17 protein-coding genes and 1 riboswitch are annotated in these 23242 nt (G+C 62.1%); of the genes, 13 read left to right on the forward strand and 4 right to left on the reverse strand.

What is annotated here, in order from left to right:
• Positions 1 to 5: 5 nt before the first annotated feature.
• A complete protein-coding gene (locus HWE17_RS01790; RefSeq protein ID WP_176387638.1) occupies positions 6 to 881 on the reverse strand; it encodes a lipid A biosynthesis acyltransferase in 876 nt (291 codons plus the stop codon).
• Positions 878 to 1747, reverse strand: coding sequence for a lysophospholipid acyltransferase family protein (locus tag HWE17_RS01795; RefSeq protein ID WP_035823886.1), 870 nt, complete (start codon positions 1745 to 1747; stop codon positions 878 to 880). Before HWE17_RS01795 ends, HWE17_RS01790 begins: the two co-directional genes overlap by 4 nt.
• 188 nt (positions 1748 to 1935) lie before the next feature.
• Here HWE17_RS01795 and metK point away from each other — a divergent pair, with 188 nt between their 5' ends.
• The 4 genes from metK (at position 1936) to metF (ending at position 5997) form a co-directional block, all read left to right on the forward strand.
• Positions 1936 to 3102, forward strand: coding sequence for a methionine adenosyltransferase (metK, locus tag HWE17_RS01800; RefSeq protein WP_035823888.1), 1167 nt, complete (start codon positions 1936 to 1938; stop codon positions 3100 to 3102).
• Between the two features lie 122 nt (positions 3103 to 3224).
• A riboswitch (S-adenosyl-L-homocysteine riboswitch) is annotated at positions 3225 to 3293 on the forward strand.
• 24 nt (positions 3294 to 3317) lie between these two features.
• Complete coding sequence (gene ahcY / locus HWE17_RS01805) at positions 3318 to 4742, forward strand: adenosylhomocysteinase (RefSeq protein ID WP_176387639.1); 1425 nt, start codon at positions 3318 to 3320, stop codon at positions 4740 to 4742.
• A gap of 81 nt (positions 4743 to 4823) precedes the next feature.
• Positions 4824 to 5180, forward strand: coding sequence for a phage holin family protein (locus tag HWE17_RS01810; RefSeq protein WP_176387640.1), 357 nt, complete (start codon positions 4824 to 4826; stop codon positions 5178 to 5180).
• The gene (gene metF / locus HWE17_RS01815) at positions 5167 to 5997 is read left to right on the forward strand and encodes a methylenetetrahydrofolate reductase [NAD(P)H] (RefSeq protein ID WP_176387641.1); all 831 of its coding nucleotides are present in this window, start codon (positions 5167 to 5169) and stop codon (positions 5995 to 5997) included. Before HWE17_RS01810 ends, metF begins: the two co-directional genes overlap by 14 nt.
• A gap of 13 nt (positions 5998 to 6010) precedes the next feature.
• On the opposite strand, the gene HWE17_RS01820 is transcribed toward metF, so the two are convergent.
• On the reverse strand, positions 6011 to 6538 hold the full coding sequence (locus tag HWE17_RS01820; RefSeq protein WP_176387642.1) for a 5-formyltetrahydrofolate cyclo-ligase: 528 nt from the start codon (positions 6536 to 6538) through the stop codon (positions 6011 to 6013).
• A 104-nt stretch (positions 6539 to 6642) separates the two neighbouring features.
• On the opposite strand from HWE17_RS01820, the gene HWE17_RS01825 reads away from it, so the two are divergent.
• From HWE17_RS01825 to HWE17_RS01840, 4 genes are read left to right on the forward strand one after another with little or no spacing between them, the layout of a single operon-like run.
• A complete protein-coding gene (locus tag HWE17_RS01825) occupies positions 6643 to 8622 on the forward strand; it encodes a lytic transglycosylase domain-containing protein (RefSeq protein ID WP_176387643.1) in 1980 nt (659 codons plus the stop codon).
• Between the two features lie 22 nt (positions 8623 to 8644).
• Entirely contained in the window at positions 8645 to 9361 is a 717-nt protein-coding gene (locus HWE17_RS01830) for a glutathione S-transferase family protein (RefSeq protein WP_035823898.1), read from the forward strand.
• A gap of 12 nt (positions 9362 to 9373) precedes the next feature.
• A complete protein-coding gene (locus HWE17_RS01835) occupies positions 9374 to 10486 on the forward strand; it encodes a multifunctional CCA tRNA nucleotidyl transferase/2'3'-cyclic phosphodiesterase/2'nucleotidase/phosphatase (protein WP_176387644.1) in 1113 nt (370 codons plus the stop codon).
• The gene (locus tag HWE17_RS01840; RefSeq protein ID WP_176387645.1) at positions 10483 to 11205 is read left to right on the forward strand and encodes a GNAT family N-acetyltransferase; all 723 of its coding nucleotides are present in this window, start codon (positions 10483 to 10485) and stop codon (positions 11203 to 11205) included. Before HWE17_RS01835 ends, HWE17_RS01840 begins: the two co-directional genes overlap by 4 nt.
• Here the strand turns inward: HWE17_RS01840 and HWE17_RS01845 are convergent.
• A complete protein-coding gene (locus tag HWE17_RS01845) occupies positions 11197 to 11727 on the reverse strand; it encodes an Lrp/AsnC family transcriptional regulator (RefSeq protein WP_035823904.1) in 531 nt (176 codons plus the stop codon). The genes HWE17_RS01840 and HWE17_RS01845 overlap by 9 nt on opposite strands.
• 125 nt (positions 11728 to 11852) lie before the next feature.
• Between HWE17_RS01845 and hppD the strand changes: the two genes are divergently transcribed.
• The 5 genes from hppD (at position 11853) to HWE17_RS01870 (ending at position 23241) form a co-directional block, all read left to right on the forward strand.
• Positions 11853 to 12980: a 4-hydroxyphenylpyruvate dioxygenase gene (gene hppD, locus HWE17_RS01850; protein WP_070304536.1), complete on the forward strand. Its 1128-nt coding sequence runs from the start codon at positions 11853 to 11855 to the stop codon at positions 12978 to 12980.
• A gap of 208 nt (positions 12981 to 13188) precedes the next feature.
• Positions 13189 to 16785 carry an indolepyruvate ferredoxin oxidoreductase family protein gene (locus HWE17_RS01855; protein ID WP_176387646.1) on the forward strand — a complete coding sequence of 1199 codons (3597 nt, stop codon included), beginning with the start codon at positions 13189 to 13191 and terminating at the stop codon, positions 16783 to 16785.
• Positions 16786 to 16908: 123 nt separating this feature from the next.
• Positions 16909 to 18411: a S41 family peptidase gene (locus tag HWE17_RS01860; RefSeq protein ID WP_176387647.1), complete on the forward strand. Its 1503-nt coding sequence runs from the start codon at positions 16909 to 16911 to the stop codon at positions 18409 to 18411.
• A gap of 163 nt (positions 18412 to 18574) precedes the next feature.
• Positions 18575 to 21295: a TonB-dependent siderophore receptor gene (locus HWE17_RS01865; protein ID WP_176387648.1), complete on the forward strand. Its 2721-nt coding sequence runs from the start codon at positions 18575 to 18577 to the stop codon at positions 21293 to 21295.
• A gap of 125 nt (positions 21296 to 21420) precedes the next feature.
• Complete coding sequence (locus tag HWE17_RS01870) at positions 21421 to 23241, forward strand: M14 family metallopeptidase (protein ID WP_176387649.1); 1821 nt, start codon at positions 21421 to 21423, stop codon at positions 23239 to 23241.
• Position 23242: the final 1 nt, after the last annotated feature.

Here is a 23242-nt window from a genome sequence, read left to right on the forward strand (position 1 = left end):
CCGTATCACTTGTGCTGGTTATAGAACGACGCTTCGCCTTCCGGACGCGTCTTGAAGCGTTTATGCGTCCAGAAATACTCGGCTGGCGCTTCGCGCACGCGCTCCTCGATGAATTCGTTCATGCGGCGCGTGGCGGCCGTGATGTCGTCGCCCGGATAGTCATCCCACGCCGGGTAATACGTTACTTGCCAGCCCTGGTAATTGGGCAGGAAGGTGGCGATGACGGGAATGACTTGCGCCTTGGCGGCCAGCGCCAGGCGCGCCGTGGCCGTCAGGGTGGCGGCAGGCACGCCGAAGAAGGGCACGAATTCCGCATCCTTTTCGCCGAAATCCATGTCCGGCAGCATGAAATACGGCAAGCCGTCGCGCAGCGCGCGCAGAATCGTCTTGATGCCGTCCTGGCGCGTAAACAGCTTGGGCGGCTTGAAGCGCGAACGGCCATTGCGCAAGGCTTGGTCGAAGGCGGCGTTCTTTTGCTGCACATACATCGACGAGGCGGAGATCTCCATGGCGGTGGCGGCGCCGGCCACGTCGAGGCAGACGAAATGCGGGCACAGCAGGATGGTCGGCTTGGCCGCGATCTGCTGGCCCGGGAAGGCGGGCACCTTCCTGATCAGGCGGTTCAGACGCGCTTCCGACGACCACCACAGGATGCTGCGTTCCCACACGCTGCGCGAATACGCCTGGAAATGCTGGCGCGCCAGGGCCACGCGTTGTTTTTCCGTCAGTTCCGGCATGCACAGGCGCAGATTCGTCAGGGCGATCTTGCGCCGCGCGGGCATGGCGATGAACAGCAGGCTGCCGACGGCCACGCCGAAACGGCCGAGGATGGGTAATGGCAGCCAGTGCAGCAGCCACATGAAGGCGATCAGCAGTCTCATGCCTGCTCCCCGGCGGCGTCGGGCGTGGCGGGCGTGGGCGGCGGTGCGCCGCGCGGCACTTTATAGCGGTTGTAGCTCCACAGGTATTGCGCCGGGCTGCGCGCGATCAATTGTTCCATGGCCGCGTTGATCGTGCGCGCCTGCTCGGCCGAAGTGCTGTCCAGCGATTCGGTAAACGGCACGAAATGCACGACATAGCCGCGTCCGCCCGGCAGGCGTTCCGCGTAAGTGATGATGACTTCGGCGCCGCCCATCTGCGCCAGCTTGGCCGGCAGGGTCATGGTGTAGGCGGGGCGGCCGAAGAAATCGGCCCACACGCCTTCGCCCTCTTGCGGCACCTGGTCGGGCAGCAGGCCGATCGGCTGGCCTTTTTTCAGGCATTTGGCGAAGATGCGCACGCCCGACATATTGGCCGGCGCCAGCATCAGGTTTTCGCGCGCGCGGGCCCCTTCGATCAGCGGTTTCAAGGCGGCGCGCTTGGGCGGACGGTACATCACGGTCAGCGGCGTGCGCAGTGCGATCTGTTGCGCAACGATTTCAAAGCAGCCCAGGTGCGGCGTCAGGAAGACGATGCCGCGGCCGTGTTGCAGCGCCTTTTCCACCAGTTCCCAGTTTTCCACCGTCGCATGGCGCGCCACGCGTTCGGCCGGCGCGCACCAGATGAAGGGCAATTCCAGCACGCTCTTGCCCGCTTCGGCCACGGCCGTGTGCAAGTGTTGCGAAAACCCCGCACCTTGCATGTTCTCGCGCATGCGGCGGCGGTAGGACGGGGAAATGGCGTAAATCACCCAGCCGAGCGCAGCGCCCAGGGCATGCAGGACGGGCAGGGGAAAGATGGACAGGAAGCGGAAAATTGGGACTAACATGTATAAGCTGTTTCCAGGAATGGCGTGTTGCCGTGCCAAAATTTTTTAAGAAGCGTAAAATACCACGTATGCAGTAACCGCTGAGTTAATAGACAACTTGCGAAGCGGAATATAAATATCGCTAAAGCGTCGCAGGCAAAATCCTCTTTACTGCGACAGAACATTCACATAGTAAACAGGAGCTTGCAATGTCAAACGACTATCTCTTCACTTCCGAATCCGTCTCGGAAGGCCATCCCGACAAGGTTGCCGATCAAATTTCCGACGCCATCCTTGACGCCATCCTGACCCAGGATCCAGCCGCCCGCGTGGCTGCCGAAACCCTGTGCAACACCGGTCTGGTGGTGCTGGCTGGCGAGATCACCACGCACGCCAATGTGGATTATATTCAAGTTGCGCGCGAAACCATCAAACGCATCGGTTACGACAACACGGAATACGGCATCGACTACAAGGGTTGCGCCGTGCTGGTGGCCTACGACAAGCAGTCGCCGGACATCGCGCAAGGCGTCGATGAAGGTGCGGGGATTGACTTGGATCAAGGCGCTGGCGATCAGGGCTTGATGTTCGGCTACGCCTGCGATGAAACGGCCGAGCTGATGCCCGCCGCCATCCACTACGCGCACCGCCTGGTCGAGCGCCAGTCGCAACTGCGCAAGGATGGCCGTCTGCCATGGCTGCGTCCGGATGCGAAATCGCAAGTGACCCTGCGCTACGTCGATGGCCGCCCCGTCGGCGTGCACACGGTGGTGCTGTCGACCCAGCATGCGCCGGAAATCTCGCACAAGCAGATCGAAGAAGCCGTCATCGAAGAAATCATCAAGCCGATCCTGCCGCGCGAATGGCTGACCGACACGAAATTCCTCGTCAACCCGACGGGCCGTTTCGTCATCGGCGGTCCGCAAGGCGATTGCGGCTTGACCGGCCGCAAGATCATCGTCGATACCTACGGTGGCGCAGCCCCGCACGGCGGCGGCGCGTTCTCGGGCAAGGATCCATCGAAAGTCGACCGTTCGGCAGCCTACGCGGCCCGTTACGTGGCGAAAAACATCGTCGCGGCCGGTCTGGCGCGCCAATGCCAGGTGCAGGTCAGCTACGCCATCGGCGTGGCCAAGCCGATCAACATCACCGTCTACACGGAAGGCACGGGCGTGATTCCCGACGCGGAAATCGCCAAGCTGGTGCTGGCGCACTTTGATTTGCGTCCAAAAGGCATCGTGCAAATGCTCGACCTGCTGCGCCCGATCTACCAGAAGAGCGCCGCCTACGGCCACTTCGGCCGCGAAGAGCCGGAATTCACGTGGGAACGCACGGACAAGGTCGCCCTGCTGCGCGACGCCGCCGGCCTGAAGTAATCTAGTCCAACTCGCAAGAAAAGCGTCCCGGCCTCTGGCCGCGGGCGCTTTTTTTATGTGTTGTTACATGGCAATAAATGGCGAACAAACTGGCGCGCCGGCCTTGCCAATGTTAAAATCCACAGTCCGAGGAGCGTTGCGACGAAGAAATTCGCCAGGCTCGGAATATCCTGCAACTGCGCTCACGTACCTTTTTCAACTGAAAGGAGGGCGTGATGAACGCCGTACTCAAATCGCAACACGACTACACCATCGCCGATATCACCTTGGCCGCATGGGGCGACAAAGAAATCAAGATTGCTGAAACGGAAATGCCTGGCCTGATGGCCATCCGCGAAGAATTCGCGGCAGCGCAGCCTTTGAAAGGCGCGCGCATCACCGGTTCCATCCACATGACCATCCAGACCGCCGTGCTGATCCAGACCCTGGAAGCACTGGGCGCGCAAGTGCGTTGGGCATCGTGCAACATTTACTCCACGCAAGATCACGCTGCCGCCGCCATCGCCGCCGCCGGCACGCCTGTGTTCGCCATCAAGGGCGAGTCGCTGGATGACTACTGGGAATACACGCACCGCATTTTCGAATGGCCTAGCGTGGACGGCAAGGCTGTCTACTCGAACATGATCCTCGACGATGGCGGCGATGCCACCCTGCTGCTGCACCTGGGCGTGCGCGCGGAAACCGATCTGTCGGTGCTGGCGAATCCCGGTTCGGAAGAAGAAATCTGCATGTTCAACTCGATCAAGCGTCATCTGCTGGCCGACCCGACCTGGTACTCGAAGCGTCTGCCCGAAATTCTCGGCGTGACGGAAGAAACCACCACCGGCGTGCACCGTTTGTATCAAATGCACAAGGAAGGCAAGCTGGCTTTCCCTGCGATCAACGTGAACGATTCCGTCACGAAATCGAAATTCGACAACCTGTATGGCTGCCGCGAGTCCCTGGTCGACGGCATCAAGCGCGCCACCGACGTGATGATCGCCGGCAAAGTGGCCGTCATCGCCGGTTACGGTGACGTCGGCAAGGGTTCGGCCCAGGCCATGCGCGCGCTGTCGGCGCAAGTGTGGGTAACGGAAGTCGATCCGATCTGCGCACTGCAGGCGGCGATGGAAGGCTACCGCGTCGTGACCATGGATTACGCCTGCGAACACGGCGACATCTTTGTCACCTGCACCGGCAACTACCACATCCTCACGCACGATCACCTGACGCGCATGAAAGACCAGGCCATCGTCTGCAACATTGGTCACTTCGACAATGAAATCGACGTCGCTTCGTTGAAACAATACGAGTGGGAAAACATCAAGCCGCAAGTCGACCACATCATCTTCCCGTCGGGCCGCCGCATCATCCTGCTGGCCGAAGGCCGTTTGGTCAACCTCGGTTGCGGCACGGGCCACCCGTCGTACGTGATGAGCTCGTCGTTTGCCAACCAGACGATCGCCCAGATCGAACTGTACGCGAATACGGCCAACTACCCGATCGGCGTGTACACCCTGCCAAAACACCTGGACGAAAAAGTCGCCCGTTTGCAACTCAAAAAGTTGAATGCGCAGCTGACGGAACTGACGCAAGAGCAAGCCGACTACATCGGCGTGCGCACGGAAGGTCCTTATAAACCTGAACACTACCGCTATTAATCGGTAGTCCGGGGCTGTAACTCACCCTCTGAGGGCCGGCGCCTGCCGCCGGCCTGACCCTACTTTTGACAGGCTAGAGAAATGCGCTTGCTACTGATTTGGTTTATCAATGCGGCAGCCCTGTTTGCCGTCCCTTACCTGATGCACTCGGTGACGATGAGCAGCGGCTGGACGGCGCTGCTGGCTGCTGCCGTGCTGGGGCTGGTCAATGCGCTGATCCGTCCTTTGCTGATCCTGCTGACCCTGCCTGTGACGTTCTTGTCGCTGGGCCTGTTCATTTTGATCATCAACGGCTTCATGTTCTGGCTCGTGGCGCAGATAATCGACGGTTTCCATGTCGCCAGTTTCTGGTCTGCCGTGGGTGGTGCCATCTTGTACAGCATCATTTCCTGGGCCCTGTCGACCTTACTTTTGAGTAGCGACGATGGAAAAGCATAATTTCAGTATTGAGTTTTTCCCGCCGAAAACCCCGGAAGGGGCGGAAAAGCTGCGCGCCACGCGTGTCAAATTGTCTGAATTGCATCCGAAGTATTTCTCGGTGACCTTTGGCGCTGGCGGTACCACGCAGCAGGGTACGCTGGACACCGTGCGCGAGATCCTGGCGGCCGGCGAACAGGCCGCACCGCATTTGTCTTGCGTGGGCGGCTCGCGCGAATCGATCCGCGCCGTGCTGGCCGACTTCAAGGCGGCCGGCGTGAAGCGTATCGTGGCCTTGCGGGGCGATTTGCCGAGCGGCTATGGCGCTTCGGGCGAGTTCCGCTATGCCAACGAGCTGGTGGAATTCATCCGCGCCGAGACGGGCGACCATTTCCATATCGAAGTGGCCGCCTATCCGGAAGTGCATCCGCAAGCCCGTTCGCCGCAGGACGACCTGAACGCGTTCGCGCGCAAGGTGCAGGCTGGCGCCGATGCGGCCATCACCCAGTACTTCTACAATGCCGACGCGTATTTCCAGTTTGTCGAGCAGACGCAGAAGATGGGCATCAACGTGCCCATCGTGGCCGGCATCATGCCGATCACGAACTACACGCAGCTGATGCGCTTTTCGGACATGTGCGGCGCGGAAATTCCACGCTGGGTGCGTCTGAAACTGGCCAGCTTCGGCGACGACAGCGCATCCATCAAGGACTTTGGCCTGGACGTGGTGACGGGCTTGTGCGAACGCCTGCTGGAAGGCGGCGCGCCAGGCTTGCATTTCTATAGCATGAACCAGGCGGCGCCCACGACCGCATTGTGGCAGCGCCTGGTGAAATAAACCTTCTGATGCGTCAGAGCAGATCGCCCTCGGTCACGATGTGATCGAGGGCGATGTCGTATTCGCCGTTGGGAAAGCTGGCCGTCAGGCAGGCATACGCGATGCCGAGGGTGCGCGGACGCGGCGTGGCCGCCAGGGTGCGGTCGTAATAGCCGCCGCCATAGCCGAGCCGGTAACGTTGCTCATTAAAACCCAGGCAGGGCACGAGCAGGGTGGCGGGCGCCGCACGCAGGCGCAAACGGGCCGGCACGGCCACGCCCATGCCATCCTTGACCATGGGCTCGCCCGGCGTCCAGTCGGAAAATGCCAGCGGCGCATGCTTTTCCAGCACCACCGGCAAGCTTAATTGCACGCCGCGCGCGGCCAGTTGCGCATAGGCGCCGTGCAAGTCCGGCTCGCCGTGCAGGGGCCAGTACACGCCCAGTTCCTCGACATTTTCCTGCGCGCACCAGTCCAGCAGGCGCTGCGCGATGGCCGCATCCCACCTTACTCGCCTGGCGTCGGGCAGGGCGCGGCGGGTCGCCAGCAAGGCTTTGCGCAAGCCGGCTTTTTCCTGTGGCGCAATGGGTGGCCGTGCAGCCGGATCGCATGTTATTCTAGGGTCGCTATTCATATCACCATCAAGTTAAGATTGAGAGTCGTACATTGATTTCCCCACTGAAATGGATTGCCGGCACGATGCTGTGTGTTGCATCGGCCTTGTCTCCCCTGGCCGCCCTGGCCCAGGTATCCGCCACCGCAACGCCTGCCGCGCCCGACACGCGCAGCGAGGACGATGCCTTCCTGCTGCTGCGCGACGCCGCGCGCAAGGATGACGTCGAAAAAGCCGACTTTTATGCGGGGCGCCTGACGAATTACCAGATTCCATCGTATGTTGACTATTATCGGCTGAAACCGCGCATCAAACTGCTGACCGAGGCGCAATTTCGCGATTACCTGAACCGCTACAAGGGTAGCGCCATCGCCGACCGTTTCCGCAACGACTGGCTGCTGGAGCTGGGCCGCAAGCGCGACTGGGTTGTGTTTGATGAGCAATATCCGCAATTCGCCCTCGACGATGACACCCAGCTCAAGTGCTACGCGCTGATGTCGCGCGCCGCCAAGGGCCAGAACGTGGCGGCCGAGGCGCGCAACCTGCTCGTCTCGCCTCCCGGCTATGGCGAAGCGTGCGGCAGCCTGATCGCGGCATTGGCGCAAAATGGCCAGTTCGACACGAACGACCTGTGGGCGCAGATCCGCCTGGCGGGCCAGACCAACGCCACGGGCCCGGCGCGCCGCATCGCGCTGCTGCTGGGCGCGTCCGACGCGAAGATGGCGCAAGCGATCGACTTGCCGGCGCTGGTGCTGGCCAAGGGCGCGGGTCTAAGTCGCGCCGACCACGAGATGTATTTGGTGGCCGTCGGCCGCATGGCGAAAAGCACCCTGAAACTGGGCGTGGTGGCCCTGCAAAAGGCCAGTGCGCAACTGACGCCGCAGGAGCAAGCCATCGGCTGGGCCAGCCTGGCCCTGCAAGCGTCGTACTCGCTGGCGCCGGAAGCGTTTGAATATTGGCAAAAAACCAATGGCGCGCCATTGACCCAGGAGCAGATGCAGTGGAAAACGCGTATCGCCTTGCGTGAAGGCAACTGGCCGCTGGTGAAAACCGCCATCCAGGCCATGCCGGCGTCCCTGCGCGCCGATCCTACCTGGGTCTACTGGCTGGCGCGCGCGCAGCAGGCGGAAACGCCGGGCCGCCCGAACGCGCAGGCCGATGCCCTGTACCGCACAATCAGCGAGCAATCGAATTTCTATGGCTTGCTGGCCAATGAAGAGCTGGGCAACCACCTGGTACTGCCGCCGCCGGGCCAGCCCATCACGCCGGCGGAAATCGCCGCCATGGCTGCCAATCCGGGTTTGCAGCGCGCCTTGAAATTTTTCAACATGCGCTTGCGCTTCGAAGGCACGCGCGAGTGGAACTGGGAATTGCGTTCGATGACGGACCGCCAGCATCTGGCGGCCGCGGAATTTGCGCGCCAGAACAATGTGCTCGACCGCATGGTCAACACCTCGGATCGCACGCGCCTGGAAGTGGACTATACGCAGCGCTATCCGACGCCGCACGACGACGTCATGCATCCGGCCACGCAAACCCTGGGCCTCGACAAGGCCTGGGTGTATGGCTTGATCCGCCAGGAATCGCGCTTCATCATGGATGCGCAGTCGCACGTGGGCGCGTCCGGCCTGATGCAGGTGATGCCGTCGACGGCCCGGTATGTCGCCAAGAAGATCGGCCTCACCGATTTCGTCACGGAAACCTTGAGCGACGTGCGCACCAACGTCTTGCTGGGCACGAATTACCTGAACATGGTGCTTGGCGGTCTCGACGGTTCGCAAGTGCTGGCCAGCGCCGCCTACAACGCGGGGCCGGGGCGCTTGCGCATCTGGCGCGCCACCATGACGCGGCCGCTGGAAGGCGCCATCTTTGCCGAGATCATTCCGTACACGGAAACGCGCGGCTACGTGAAAAACGTGATGGCCAACGCCACGTATTACGCGGCCTTGTTCGAGAAGAGCCCGCAGTCGCTGAAAGCGCGCCTGGGCACCGTGGGCCCGAAAAACAGCGCCATCGCGGCCGATTTGCCTTGAACCATACTATTGATAGCTGACCATGCAAACGACCATCCTTGATCCCAGCCTGACGCAAACCCTGGCCGCCGCGCGCGAACCGGGCCTGACCCTCATCATCGGCAACAAGAATTATTCGTCCTGGTCGATGCGCCCGTGGGTGGCCATGACGGCCTTCGGCATCCCGTTCCAGGAAGTGCGCGTACTGCTCGACCAGCAGGACACGGCCACCAAAATCGCCGAATATTCGGCCTGCGGCCGGGTCCCCGTGTTGCTGGCGGGCGAGATCACGATCTGGGACAGCCTGGCCATCTGCGAATACCTGGCCGAGCAGTTTCCCGACAAACACATGTGGCCGCAAGACGTGGCCGCGCGCGCCATGGCGCGCTGTGTCTGCGCGGAAATGCACTCGGGCTTCACGGGCTTGCGCACGGATATGTCGATGAATATCAAGGCCAAGTTGCCGGGACGGGGCCGCACGGCCGCCGCGCAGGCGGACATCGGCCGCATCAGCGAAATCTGGGAAGAGTGTTTATCGCGCTTTGGCCACCACCAGTTCCTGTTTGGCGACTTTTCCATCGCCGATGCGTATTTCGCCCCCGTCGTCATGCGCTTTCGCACGTATGGCGTGAGCCTGGCGCCGGCGCTGAACGCGTATTGCGAGCGCGTGCAGGCGCACCCGGCCGTGGCCCGCTGGATCACGGAAGCGCTGGCGGAGACGGAAGTGGCTGCCAAGCACGACGCGGAACTGCCTGATTAAGAAAAGAGTGTTATGAAGATATACACGGTCGGTGGCGCGGTGCGCGACCAACTGCTGGGCTTGCCCGTGAAAGACCACGACCACGTGGTCGTCGGCGCCACGCCGGAAGACATGCTGCGCCGGGGCTTCCGGCCCGTCGGCAAGGATTTTCCCGTCTTCCTGCACCCGAAGACGCAGGAAGAATACGCCTTGGCCCGCACGGAGCGCAAGACGGCCCCCGGCTACCGGGGCTTCGTCTTCCACACGGCGCCCGACGTCACGCTCGAAGACGACCTGGTGCGGCGCGACCTGACCATCAACGCCATCGCCCAGGCTGAGGACGGGACGTTGACCGACCCGTTCGGCGGTATTCATGATATCGAGAACAAAATCTTCCGCCACGTTTCCGATGCGTTCGGTGAAGATCCCGTGCGCATCTTGCGCCTGGCCCGCTTTGCCGCCCGTTTTCATACTTTCACTGTCGCCCCGGCCACCATGGAACTGATGCGCCGGATGGTGCAGGACGGCGAAGTCGACGCCCTGGTGGCCGAGCGCGTGTGGCAGGAAGTGGCAAAAGGATTGATGGAAGCGCGGCCGTCGCGCATGCTGACGGTGCTGCACGAGTGCGGCGCGCTGGCGCGCGTCATGGGCGAAATCAGCATCAGCGAACGCTTGCTGCAAGTGGTCGACCATGCCGCCGCGCAAGGTCATGACTTGCCCGTGCGCTTTGCCGTCTTGATGCTGCATATGAGCAAGGATGCCATCGAACAACTGAGCGAGCGCCTGCGCGTGCCCAACGAGTGCCGCGAACTGGCCGTCATGGCGGCGCGCGAGCTGGACAATATCAACGGCGCGCTGGCGCTGAGCGCCGAAGCGATCGTCAGTCTGTGCGAACGCTGCGACGGACTGCGCAAGCCGCAGCGTTTCGTGCAGATGCTGGACGCCATCGCCTGCGATGTGCATGCACAGGATCCTGTATTTCCGCAGTCCGCCTGGCTGCAAGCCATGCTGGCGGCCGTGCGCGGCGTGGATGCGGGCGCGCTGGCACAAGCTTGCGCACAGGAACCGAAACGCATTCCGGCCGTCATCCATGCGGCGCGCGTGGAGGCCGTCACGAACGCGATCAGCAGCACGGAGCTGCCATGACCCTGCCCAAATTGTTCCAGAACCCGTTTCGCCGCTGGCTCAGCCGTAGCGGCGGCGGGCGTCCGAGCGTGCTCGTCAAGCAGTTGCATGAGCGCGACCGGCGCCGCATGATGAAGCATTTTCTTTCTCTGGAGAAAAGCGACCGCCTGCTGCGCTTTGGCAGCGCCTTGCCCGATGAGCTCGTGGCCCAGTACGTGCAAAAGATGGATTTCTCGCGTGACATGATTTATGGCGTCTACAACAGCTTGTTCAAGCTGGTGGGCGTGGGGCATCTGGCGTTCGCGCCGAAGGACACGTCGCCGGCGAAAAGTATCGTGACGGACAAGGAGCAGGTGGCCGAGTTTGGCGTGTCCGTGTCGAAATCCATGCGCGGCATGGGGGTCGGTTCAAAACTGTTCGAGCGGGCGGCGATTCACTGCCGTAACAACGACGTCGATACGCTGTACATGCATTGTCTGTCGTCGAACAAGACGATGATGCATATCGCCAAGAAAGCGGGCATGGAAATCCAGCGCGACTATGGCGAAGCCGATGCCTACCTGAAGCTGTTGCCGCCGAACCCGAGCAGCATGCTGCAGGAAGCCGTGCAGGAGCAGTTCGCCATGTTCGACTACACGTTCAAGGCCAACGCGCGCGCCGCGTTCAAACTGTGGGATCGTTTGCCGGGGCGCAAGAAGAAGCCCGGACCGCCGTCACCGCCGTCACCGTCGTCACAATAAGGGCAGGGCCGTCGTATCCTTGATGCGCTGCAAGGCAAAGCTCGATTTGACGTCCAGCACGGCCGGGTGGCGCAGCAGGGTCGCCATCATGAAGCGCGAAAAGTGCTCCATGTCTTCCACGTGCACGCGCAACAGATAATCCATTTCACCCGTCATCGCGTAGCAGGCCACCACTTCCGGCCATTGCGCCACGGCCACGGCGAAGTCGGCGCGCGGCGAGGTGTTCGTCACCAGATTCGGCGCCAGCACTCTTGCCGTGCTGTGGGCATGGGCGGAGGCGTCGCTGTGCTTTTCCAGCCGCACGTTGACGTAGGCCAATAGCCCCAAGCCGATCTTTTCCGGGTCCAGCAGGGCCACGTACTGGCGGATCACGCCCGCTTCTTCCAGCCGTTTGACGCGGCGCAAGCATGGCGACGGCGACAGGCTGACCTGCTCGGCCACGTCCTGGTTCGACAGGCGGCCATCGGCCTGCAGGACGGCGAGGATCTTGCGATCCGTTTTATCCAGCGTAATTTTGCTCATGCTTCCTCCGGTGGTTCGTGTTTCACGCAATATTATTGCGCAAATCATGATTGTTCGGGAGATCTTTGGCATTTAATGCCCACAGACCGCGCCTATACTGTGCGCTACTTCTTGGAGGAGACATCATGCAATTTCAGCCTTGGGATAACCCGATGGGTACCGATGGTTTCGAGTTCGTCGAGTATGCAGCACCAGACCCAAAAGCATTGGGCAAGCTGTTCGAGAACATGGGCTTCACGGCCATCGCGCGCCACCGCCACAAGGATGTGACCCTGTACCGCCAGGGTGACATCAATTTCATCATCAATGCCGAACAAGATTCGTTCGCGCAGCGTTTTGCGCGCCATCACGGCCCGTCCGTGTGCGCCATCGCCATCCGCGTCGACGACGCGGCCTTCGTCTACCGCCGCGCGCTGGAACTGGGCGCCTGGGGTTTCGACAATAAAACCGGTCCGATGGAACTGAATATCCCCGCCATCAAGGGCGTGGGCGATTCGCTGCTCTACTTCGTCGACCGCTGGCGCGGCAAGGGCGCCGACAAGGAAAACGCAGCGGCGCCAGGCGGCATCGGCGACATCAGCATCTATGACGTCGACTTCGTCGCCATTCCCGGCGCCGTTGCCAACCCCGTCGGCCATGGCCTGACCTATATCGACCACCTGACGCACAATGTGCACCGTGGCCGCATGAAGGAATGGGCCGGTTTCTATGAAAACCTGTTCAACTTCCGCGAAGTGCGCTATTTCGATATCGAAGGCAAGCATACGGGTCTGAAGTCGAAGGCCATGACTTCGCCATGCGGCAAGATCCGCATTCCGATCAACGAATCGTCGGATGACAAGTCGCAGATCGCCGAATACCTGGATCAGTACCACGGCGAAGGCATCCAGCATATCGCGCTGGGTACCGATGATATCTATGGCTCCGTGCAAGGCATGCGCGATACGGGTATCGATTTCCAGGATACGATTGAAACGTACTATGAGCTGGTCAACCGCCGCCTGCCGAACCACGGCGAGCAGCTGGAAGAACTGCGCCGTTTGCGCATCCTGATCGATGGCCACAGCACGGAAACGGAACGCGAACTGCTGCTGCAAATCTTCACGCAGACGGTGATCGGCCCGATTTTCTTCGAGATCATCCAGCGCAAGGGCGACCAGGGCTTCGGCGAAGGCAATTTCCGCGCCCTGTTCGAATCGATCGAGCTGGACCAGATCAAGCGCGGTGTGCTGAAAGATACGAGCGCGGCGTAAGCTGGTGGTGCCTGCAAAAAGAAGCACTAAAAAGCAGCAAAAGGTACGAACGCAGGAGTGCAGTGCAGCAAAAGAACTGCGCGCCTTCCTGTGGTAGTCTACGACAAACAAGTCATTTTTCCGCACCGGCATGCTCACAAAGCGCGGCCGGTACGTGTGAGTTCAACCGACTTTGCACGCGTAGCACAGAGAATAATGGAGACAAGTAATGAATGCACCAATCAAGGGCTCGAGTCTTGAGCCGGGCGCGCACGCGTCCGAAATTTCGCTAAACGACAAATACACCTTGGAGCGTGGCCGCGCCTTCATGACGGGCACGCAAGCGCTGATCCGCCTGCCCATGCTGCAGCGCGAGCGCGACCTGAAGGCTGGCCTGAATACGGCCGGCTACATCACCGGTTACCGCGGTTCGCCTGTGACGTCCGTCGACATGACGGCGATCAAGGCAAAAAAATATCTCGATGAACACCACGTCAAATTCCATCCGGGCCTGAACGAAGACCTGGCCGCCACGGCGGTGTGGGGCACGCAGCAAACGAATCTGTTCGAAGACGCGAAATACGACGGCGTGTTCGGCATGTGGTATGGCAAGGGCCCCGGCGTCGACCGCTGCGGCGACGTGTTCAAACACGCGAACAACGCCGGTTCCGCCAAGCATGGCGGCGTGCTGGTGCTGGCCGGCGACGACCATGCGGCCAAATCCTCGTCCACGGCGCACCAGTCCGACCATATCCTGAACGCCTGCGGCATTCCCGTGCTGTATCCGTCGTCGGTGCAGGAATACATCGATTACGGCTTGCATGCGTGGGCCATGAGCCGCTACACGGGGCTATGGGTGTCGATGAAATGCGTGACCGACATCATCGAGTCGGGCGCCGCCGTCGATTTCGACCCGGACCGCGTGCAGATCACCCTGCCGACGGACTTCGAGATGCCGGCCGGTGGCCTGAACATCCGCTGGCCCGACACGGTGCTGGAACAAGAAGTACGCATGAACAGCTACAAATGGTATGCGGCGCTGGCCTATGCGCGTGCCAACAAGCTCAATAAAATCATCTGGGACAGCCCGAAGGCGCGCATCGGCATCATCACGGCCGGCAAATCGTATCTGGACACGCGCCAGGCGCTGGCGGACCTCGGCATCGACGAGCAGACGGCGTCCGACATCGGCATCCGCCTGTACAAGATCGGCATGACCTGGCCGCTGGAAGCGGACGGCGTGCACGAATTTGCCAAGGGCCTCGATGAAATCCTCGTGGTGGAAGAAAAGCGGCAAATCCTCGAATACGCGCTGAAGGAAGAGCTCTACAACCTGAAGGATGGCGAGCGTCCGCGCGTGGTCGGCAAGTTCGACGACACGGGCGAATGGAGCAACCAGAAAGGTACCGGTCACGGCGACTGGCTGCTGCCGGCCACGTATGAACTGAACCCGGCCATGATCGCCCGCGCGATTGCCAGCCGCATTTCGCGCTACTACGCGGGCCACCCGGTCGAGCAGCGCGTGAAGGAGCGCATCGCCTACCTGGAAGCCAAAGAGAATGTGCTCAAAGCGATCAGCGTGAAACCCGATCCGCAAAAGGACCGCACGCCGTTCTTCTGCTCCGGCTGCCCGCACAACAGTTCCACGAAAGTGCCGGAAGGCTCGCGCGCGCTGGCTGGCATCGGCTGCCACTACATGGTGCTGTGGATGGACCGCGAAACGTCGACGTTTACCCACATGGGCGCCGAAGGCGTCACCTGGGTGGGGCAGGCGCCGTTCACGAATGAAAAGCACGTGTTTACCAACCTTGGTGACGGCACGTATTTCCACTCGGGCATCCTGGCTATCCGCGCCGCCGTCTCGGCCAAGGTGAATATCACCTACAAAATCCTGTTCAACGATGCGGTAGCCATGACGGGCGGCCAGGAATTCGACGGGCCATTATCTCCGGCCATCATTTCGCGCCAGATCGCCGCCGAAGGCGTGGGCCCGATCATCGTCGTCACGGACGAACCGGAAAAATACCCGGACGATTACGCCTGGGCCGAAGGCGTCACCGTGCGCCACCGTTCGGAATTGATGGACGTGCAGCGCGAACTGCGCGACATGCCGGGCGTGTCGGCCATGATCTACGACCAGACCTGCGCCTCGGAAAAACGCCGCCGCCGCAAACGCAATGAATACCCGGACCCGGCCAAGCGCGCCGTCATCAATGAAGCCGTCTGCGAAGGCTGCGGCGACTGCTCCGTGCAATCGAACTGCCTGTCGGTGGAACCGCTGGAAACGGAACTGGGGCGCAAGCGCCAGATCAACCAGTCGTCCTGCAACAAGGATTTTTCGTGCACGACGGGTTTCTGCCCCAGCTTCGTGACGGTAGAAGGCGGCGGCTTGAAAAAGCCGAAAAAAGCTGCTGCCGCCGACAAGGATGCGCCAGCCGCGCCGGCCTTGCCGACACCGACGATTCCCTCGACGGCCGAGCCGTTCGGCATCCTGGTCACCGGCATCGGCGGCACGGGCGTCGTCACCGTCGGCCAGATCCTGGCCATGGCGGCCCACGTGGAAGGCAAGGGCTGTTCCGTGCTGGACATGAGCGGCCTGGCGCAAAAGGGCGGCCCTGTCATGTCGCACGTGCGCCTGGCGGACCGCCAGGAAGACATCCACTCGACGCGCGTCGGCACGGGTGCGGCTGATCTCGTGATCGGCTGCGACCTGATCGTCACGGCCAGCCGTGACGCGCTGTCGCGCATGGGGGAAGGGCGCAGCTGGGCCATGATCAACTCGACCAGCTCGTCGACGGCCGCCTTCGTGAAGAACCCGGACTGGCAATTCCCCGGTGCTTCCGCGCGCATGGAAATTGAAAAGGCCTGCGGCAGCGACCACGTGGACTTCATCGACGCGGGCCAGATCGCCACGGTGCTGATGGGCGACTCGATCGCGACGAACATGTTCATGCTGGGCTACGCCTGGCAAAAGGGCAAAGTGCCATTGAGCGAAGCGGCCATCATGAAAGCCATCGATTTGAACAACGTCTCGGTGGCGTTCAACAAGGCCGCCTTCAACTGGGGCCGCGCCGGTGCCCACGACGCGGCCAGTCTGGTGCGCATGACAACGCCAGCCAAGGTGGTGGAATTCAAGCGCATCGAAACGCTCGACGACCTGATCGAAAAACGGGTCGCCCTGCTGACGGCCTACCAGGACCGCGCGTATGCGCAGCAGTACCTGGATTTCATCAAACAGGTACGTGCCGCCGAAAGCGCCTTGAATGGCCCGCATTTGCGTCTGACGGAAGCCGTGGCCCGCTACTTCTACAAGCTGATGGCGTACAAGGACGAGTACGAAGTGGCGCGCCTGTACACGGACGGCGCCTTCCAGGCGAAGATCGCCGCCATGTTCGAAGGCGACATCAAGCTCAAGTTCCACCTGGCGCCCCCGATCATGGCCAAGACCGACGCCCAGGGCCATCTGGTGAAGAAGGAATTCGGCCCGTGGATGATGAAGGCGTTCGGCGTGCTGGCCAGGTTCAAGGGTTTGCGCGGCACGGCGTTTGACATCTTCGGCCACACGGCCGAGCGCAAGATGGAGCGCGCGCTGATTCTTGAGTACCGCGCGACGGTGGGCGGCTTGCTGCCGAAACTGACGACGGCCAAGCTGGCGCAAGCCGTGGCCATCGCCAGCATCCCGGAAGACATCCGCGGCTATGGCCACGTGAAGGAGCGTCATTTGAAGGCGGCGAAAGAGAAGGAAGCCAGTCTGCTGATCGCCTTCAATGCACCGACGCCGCTGCCGCCCGTCGTGGCAGCACCCGTGGCGGCCACTGTGGCGTGATGGGGTGAGCGAAACACAGTAGCAATGGCGCCTGCGGGCGCCATTTTTTTGTATCAAAGAAAACAACGTCTGCTGGCAAAACGCATTATAATTTTTAGATAATTTCTTTTCAGAAAGTTTGTCATGCATTCCCTGCGCCTCTCGTCCCTGGCCGTTCCTCTCGTATTGTTGTTGAGTGCCTGCGGCGGAGGCGGAGGAGGCGGCAGCGATAGCGCGCCCGTCGTGCCACCCTTGACGCCGGTGGGCCCGACGGCGTTGGTCGCGTCCTCGACGGTCGCAAACCGCTGCGAGGCACCGCGCAGCGGCAGCAGCATCGACAAGTCTGGCAGCTTGCTCGATGAGCAGACGTGGGTGCGCAGCTGGATCGATGAAACGTATCTGTGGTACCGCGAAGTGCCGACCACCTACCAGCCGCAAAGCTTCACCACGGCCAAGGCGTATTTTGATGTGCTGAAAACGACGGCCACGACGGCGTCCGGCAAGCCGAAGGACCAGTTTCATTTCACCTTGCCGACGGCAGAGTGGGAAGACTCGCTCAACGGCGTGGAACTCGGTTACGGCATGCTGCTGGCGTTGACGCGCACCACGCCGCCGCGCACGGCGGTGATCTCGATCGTCGAGCCAGGCTCGCCGGCCGACCGGGCGGGCTTGCGGCGCGGCGACGTGCTGCAAACCGTCGATGGCGTCGATTTCGTCCATGCCCCCGACGCTGCCAGTGTGGGTATCCTTAACGCCGGCCTGTTCCCCAAGGCGCAAGGCACGCACGCGCTGGGCTTCAGCCGCAACGGCGCGCCCCTGTCCGTGAGCCTGACGGCGCTGGACGTGAGCACCAGCGCCGTGCAGAACGAGCGCATCATCGACACGCCGACGGGCAAGGTGGGCTACCTGACCTTCAACACCCACAACAACGTGGCCGAACGCCAGCTGGCCGAGACCATGGGCCGCTTCCAGGCGGCCGGCATCAGCGACCTGGTGCTCGACGTGCGCTACAACGGCGGCGGTTACCTCGATGTGGCCAGCGAACTCGCTTACATGATTGCCGGCCCGCAAGTGACCACCGGCAAGACCTTCGAACAGGTGCTCTTCAATGACAAGACGCGGCCGGAAGCACCCGTGCCATTCCATGCGCAAAGCCAGGGCTTTCCCGCGCCCAATCCCCTGTCCAAGGGGACGGCGCTGCCCACGCTGGGTCTCAAGCGCGTGACCTTGCTGACAACGGGTAATACCTGCTCGGCCAGCGAAGCCATCATCAACGGCTTGCGCGGCGTGGACGTGCAAGTGAACCTGATCGGCGGCACGACGTGCGGCAAGCCCTACGGTTTCTATCCCACGCCCAATTGCGGCACCACGTATTTTGCCGTGCAGTTCCAGGGCGTCAACGCCAAGGGCTTTGGCGACTTTGCCGACGGCATGGCGCCGACCTGCGACGTGGCCGATGATTACCAGCACCAGCTGGGCGATCCGGCCGAAGGCATGCTGGCGGCGGCGCTGCGCTACCGCAGCAGCGGCAGCTGCACGCCGGCCACGGGCGCCATCAGGCTGTTGAGTTCGATCGAGAGTCCGGCCGACACGGCCACGCGCCTGTTGCGGCCACTGCACAAGGAAATTGCCATCATGCGCCGCTAAAGCGTATATTCCTGCCATGCGCCAGGGTCAGCGCGTAACGATTTCCTGCTCATGAATCTTTCTATATAACAATTTTGATATATAGAAAGATGAATCCATTCGTTCTGGAATGACTGGCATTTTGCTATCTTCCCGCTTTTCTCCCACCTTGAGAAGCGCAACGATGTCGAAACAGTTCAAGTTAACCCCGCTCAGCCTTGGCGTACTGGCCATCCTGGGCGGCACCGCATGGCAGGCGCACGCGCAAACGCAAGCGCCCGCAGCGGATCAGCAGCCAGCGGCCACCCCGCCAGCCGTCGTGGTCACCGGTTCGCGCATTCCCCGCGCCAGCCTGGAAGGCCCGTCTTCCGTCACCATCCTGACCGGCGATGAAATCACCAAGCAAGGCTACAAGAACGTCTTCGACGCGCTGACCAGCCAGGTGCAGAACAGCGGCTTTACGCAGGGCGAGGACTACGGCAATACCTTCACGCCGTCGGCCAATACCATCAGCCTGCGCGGCCTCGGTCCAAACCATACCCTGATCCTGCTGAACGGCCGCCGCCTGGCCGACTTCCCCATCGCCTATGACGGCGCCGTCAACTTCACCAATCTGGCGAACATCCCGGCTAGCATTGTCGACCGCATCGAAATCCTCAACGGCGGCGCCTCGGCCATCTATGGTTCCGACGCCATCGCCGGCGTGGTCAACGTGATCCTGAAAAAGCAGGCGGAAGGCTTCGATATCAACGTCAAGGTTGGCGGTACCTCGCGCGGCGGCGCCGGCAACCAGCGCGTGCAATTGACGGGCGGCGGCAATGTCGACAAGCTGCATACCCTGTTTAGTGTGGAACTGAGTGAACGCGACCCGCTGTGGAGCATGGACCGCGACTTCATGACCAGCCGCTCCGGCGTGCCGACCACGATTGCTTCGCGCCGCACCCAGGCCTCCGGCACGTCCGGCAGCTATGTCGACCTGGGCGACACCTGCAACCAGTTCGGCGACATGTTCGGCGGCAGCGTCGTCAAATACCAGGCGAAGAATGGCAGCTATTGCGCCAGCCCGAAAGCCCGTCCGACCTACTGGACCACGCAGACCAAGAACAGCAGCCAGAACGTGTTCGGCAGCGCCAATTACGAGCTCGATGCGGAGACCACGCTGTTTGCCGATTTCCTGCTTGGCAAGAACAAGACCGTCAACACGACGCGCGGCCCGTCGTGGACCTCTGCCTCGCTGAACGGCGGCTCTTTCCTGAACCAGAACACCGGCGCCTACGAAGAGTGGACCCGCTTCATGGCGCCCGAGGAAATCGGCGGCGTGCAGCGCTACAAGCGCAGTTGGGAGGATGTGGCCACGGCCATCTCGCTGGGCGCCAAGGGCCGCATTCCCGGCACCGCCTGGCAGTATGAAGCCAACTACAACGCTTCCATCTACAAGAGCGAAGGCCACACGCCGCGCATGTTGTCGAACATCGACAGCTTCTTCCTGGGGCCCAAGCTGGGCACGGACGCCAAGGGCGTGGCCATTTACGCGCCGGATGCGGCGCGCCTGTCGCGCCGCCTGACGGCTGCCGAATTCGACGGCATCACCGGCTACAGCGACAGCCGTGACAAGGCCTGGACGAATACCCTGAGCCTGGCCACGAATGGCGACCTGTTCCAGCTGCCTGCCGGCACGGTGAAAATCGCCACGATTGCCGAGGCGAGCAAGCAGGGCTTCAGCAACGAACCCGATGCGCGCATCGACCAGGGCTATTTCAATATCGCCACCGGTTCGGGCACCACGGCCGGCACCCGTTCGCGCTATGCGCTGGGCGCGGAATTGAATGTGCCGCTGCATGAGAAGCTGACCGGTACCGTGGCTGGCCGTTATGACCGCTACAGCTTTGCCGGCCGCAAGGAAGGCAAGTTCACCTACAACGGCGGGCTGGAACTGCGCCCGGCGCCGGAGCTGCTGTTCCGCGCCAACTACGCCACCAGCTTCCGCGCGCCGGACATGAACTACATCTACCAGGCCCGCGGCAAAGGCTATTATGCGAGCACCACCGACTACTACCGTTGCGACGCCGCCGGACAAGCCATCGACGGCTGCGAGTACGCGAATAAATCGCCTGGCGCCGATTACGTGCAGAACGGCAGCCGCGAGCTGCAGTCGGAAAAGGGCAAGTCCTTTGGCGTGGGCGCCGTCTGGTCGCCAAGTGCCAATTTCGACGTCTCGGTCGACTACTGGAACATCAAGATCGACGACCTGGTGACGAACCTGGACGCCGACAAGCTGCTGCGCGACGAATCCGATTGCCGCCTGGGCAAGGCCGACATCGGCTCGCCGACCTGTATCGATACCGTGGGCCGCATCGAGCGTTACGCGGCCAATGCCTTGAACAAGGCGGGCGAGATCAAGACCATCACCGTCAACCCGATCAACGCGGCCAAGCAAAGCAGCAGCGGCATCGACGTCAGCCTGAAGTATTTGCTGCGCACGGCAGACTATGGCCGCTTCGCCTTCAAGGCCAACTACGCCCGGGTGCTGAGCAAGAAATCGCAGCAATTCGCCGGTGACGCAGAGACCGATGAAACCAAATCGATGACCAACAGGGACTGGCCCGACAAGCTGAACCTGAGCGTCAACTGGGGCGCAGGCGACTGGTCGAATACCTTGCTGGTCAGCCGCTACGGCAAGGTGCCTGACTCTGCCGGCAAGGGCTACCTGACGCCGACGGCGCTGGCCAACATCAGCACCGTGTACCGCATCAACGACCGCGCCACCGTGTCGCTGATCGTCAACAACGTCTTCGACAAGATCAAGCGCGACACCAGCAACGGCTGGCCGTACTACCCGATCGGCAACTACAGCCCGCAAGGCCGCCAGGGATGGGTCGAATTCAACTACCACTTTGGCTCGTAATTCACGCTTGCCAGAGCAAGGCCGGAGCAGCTGACGCTGTTCCGGCTTTTTTATTTGCCACGGCGTTTTTATCTCACCGCCACTCTATAATTGCCCGCTTGTCCTCTCTCGATGGAGTTTGACCCATGCTACGCCACGCCGTGTTGTCCGCCGCCTTGTTGTCTCTGTTTTCTGCCCCTGTATCTGCCGCTTCGCCGTTGACCACGGTGGCCGAGCGCTCGGGCTTTTTAAATACGGGCCGCTACGCTGAGGTGGAAGTCTTGTGCCGCCAGTTCCAGGCGCGCTATCCAAAGCAGGTGCGCTGTGTGGAATTTGGCCGCACGCCGGAAAACCGCCCCATGCTGGCGCTGGCCGTTTCCAACACGGGCGCGCTGACGCCGGACGCGGCCAAGCTGCGCAAGATACCGGTACTGCTGGTGCAGGGTGGTATCCATGCGGGGGAAATCGACGGCAAGGATGCGGGCTTCTTGGCCTTGCGCGAAGTATTGGAGGGCAAGGCGGCGCCCGGCGCGCTCGATAAACAGGTGCTGCTGTTCGTGCCCGTCTTCAATGTCGATGGCCATGAGCGCTTCGGCCAGTGGAACCGTCCGAACCAGCGCGGCCCCGTGGAAATGGGCTGGCGCAGCACGGCGCAAAACTACAATCTGAACCGCGAATACATGAAGGCCGATACGCCCGAGATGCAGCACATGCTGGCGCTGGTCAATGCCTGGGATCCGCTGGCGTATGTCGACCTGCACGTCACCGATGGCGCCCAGTTCGAACCCGATATCTCGATCCAGGTCGAACCCGTACATGCAGGCGATGCTGCCCTGCGCGTGGCCGGCACGGCCTTGCGCGACAATGTCCTGGCCGATCTGGCCAAGCAGGGCTCGGACCCGAAGCCGTTCTATATTTCGTTTGCCGAGAACGACAATCCGCAATCGGGTTTTGTCGATTCGGCGCCGAACCCGCGCTTCTCGCACGGCTATTTCCAGCTGCGCAACCGCTTCGGCATGCTGGTGGAAACCCATTCGTGGAAGGATTATCCGACCCGCGTGCGCATCACGCGCAACACCATCGTCTCGCTGCTGTCGCAAGTGGCGCAGCATGGCGCGCAGTGGCGGCAGACGGCGCTCGAGGCGGACGCGCGCGCCGCGCAGCTGGCCGGCACGACCTTGCCGCTCACGTATAAAACCACGGACAAGAGCCGCATGATCGCGTTTCGCGGCTACGCCTACACGCGCACGCCATCCGAAGTATCGGGCACGCTGATGACGCGCTACGACGAAACGACGCCGCAGATCTGGAACGTACCCCTGCGCGACGAGATCGTGCCCGACCTGCAGCAGGCTGCGCCGAAAGCCGGCTATCTGGTGCCCGCCGCGCAGGCGCAGATGGTGGCGGCCAAGCTGCGCCAGCACGGCGTGTCGTACCAGGTGCTCGCCGGCGCGCCGGGCAAGCTGCCGGTCGAAACCTTCCGCGCCACGGCCGTCAAATTCGGGGCGCAGTCGTTCGAGGGACGCCAGACGGCGGCCGTGCAGGGCGAGTGGCAGAAAGAGGAGCGCGTGATCGCTGCGGGCGCGCTGTACGTGCCCGTCAACCAGGCCAAGGCGCGCCTGGTCGTGGCCCTGTTCGAGCCGCGCGCGCCCGATTCCCTGCTGGCCTGGGGCAGTTTCAATACGGCCTTCGAGCGCAAGGAATACATGGAAGAATACGTGGCCGAAGACGTGGCGCGCGCGCAGCTGGCGGCCGACCCGGCGCTGGCGGCGCAGTTCCACGCAAAGCTGGCCAGCGATCCTGTATTTGCCAAGAGCCCGGCCGCGCGCCTGGAGTTCTTCGCCCGCCGCCACGCTTCCTGGGATGAGCGCCTGAACCTGTATCCGGTGCTGCGCACGGATGCCGCGCCGGCCGGCCTGGCATTGCCGCCGACGCGCACACCGAAGTTGTCACATCGCGCAGATTAAT

The sequence above is a fragment of the Janthinobacterium sp. BJB401 genome, from assembly GCF_013372745.1.
Taxonomy (GTDB): domain Bacteria; phylum Pseudomonadota; class Gammaproteobacteria; order Burkholderiales; family Burkholderiaceae_D; genus Janthinobacterium; species Janthinobacterium rivuli.

What these genes read in the sequence shown, in the direction of transcription:
- HWE17_RS01860 (WP_176387647.1), top strand. Translation starts at nt 16,909, where the DNA reads ATGCATTCCCTGCGCCTCTCGTCCCTGGCCGTTCCTCTCGTATTGTTG.
- HWE17_RS01835 (WP_176387644.1), top strand. Translation starts at nt 9,374, where the DNA reads ATGAAGATATACACGGTCGGTGGCGCGGTGCGCGACCAACTGCTGGGC.
- hppD (WP_070304536.1), top strand. Translation starts at nt 11,853, where the DNA reads ATGCAATTTCAGCCTTGGGATAACCCGATGGGTACCGATGGTTTCGAG.
- HWE17_RS01855 (WP_176387646.1), top strand. Translation starts at nt 13,189, where the DNA reads ATGAATGCACCAATCAAGGGCTCGAGTCTTGAGCCGGGCGCGCACGCG.
- HWE17_RS01870 (WP_176387649.1), top strand. Translation starts at nt 21,421, where the DNA reads ATGCTACGCCACGCCGTGTTGTCCGCCGCCTTGTTGTCTCTGTTTTCT.
- HWE17_RS01810 (WP_176387640.1), top strand. Translation starts at nt 4,824, where the DNA reads ATGCGCTTGCTACTGATTTGGTTTATCAATGCGGCAGCCCTGTTTGCC.
- HWE17_RS01840 (WP_176387645.1), top strand. Translation starts at nt 10,483, where the DNA reads ATGACCCTGCCCAAATTGTTCCAGAACCCGTTTCGCCGCTGGCTCAGC.
- ahcY (WP_176387639.1), top strand. Translation starts at nt 3,318, where the DNA reads ATGAACGCCGTACTCAAATCGCAACACGACTACACCATCGCCGATATC.
- HWE17_RS01795 (WP_035823886.1), bottom strand. Translation starts at nt 1,747, where the DNA reads ATGTTAGTCCCAATTTTCCGCTTCCTGTCCATCTTTCCCCTGCCCGTC.
- HWE17_RS01865 (WP_176387648.1), top strand. Translation starts at nt 18,575, where the DNA reads ATGTCGAAACAGTTCAAGTTAACCCCGCTCAGCCTTGGCGTACTGGCC.
- HWE17_RS01845 (WP_035823904.1), bottom strand. Translation starts at nt 11,727, where the DNA reads ATGAGCAAAATTACGCTGGATAAAACGGATCGCAAGATCCTCGCCGTC.
- metK (WP_035823888.1), top strand. Translation starts at nt 1,936, where the DNA reads ATGTCAAACGACTATCTCTTCACTTCCGAATCCGTCTCGGAAGGCCAT.
- metF (WP_176387641.1), top strand. Translation starts at nt 5,167, where the DNA reads ATGGAAAAGCATAATTTCAGTATTGAGTTTTTCCCGCCGAAAACCCCG.
- HWE17_RS01830 (WP_035823898.1), top strand. Translation starts at nt 8,645, where the DNA reads ATGCAAACGACCATCCTTGATCCCAGCCTGACGCAAACCCTGGCCGCC.
- HWE17_RS01790 (WP_176387638.1), bottom strand. Translation starts at nt 881, where the DNA reads ATGAGACTGCTGATCGCCTTCATGTGGCTGCTGCACTGGCTGCCATTA.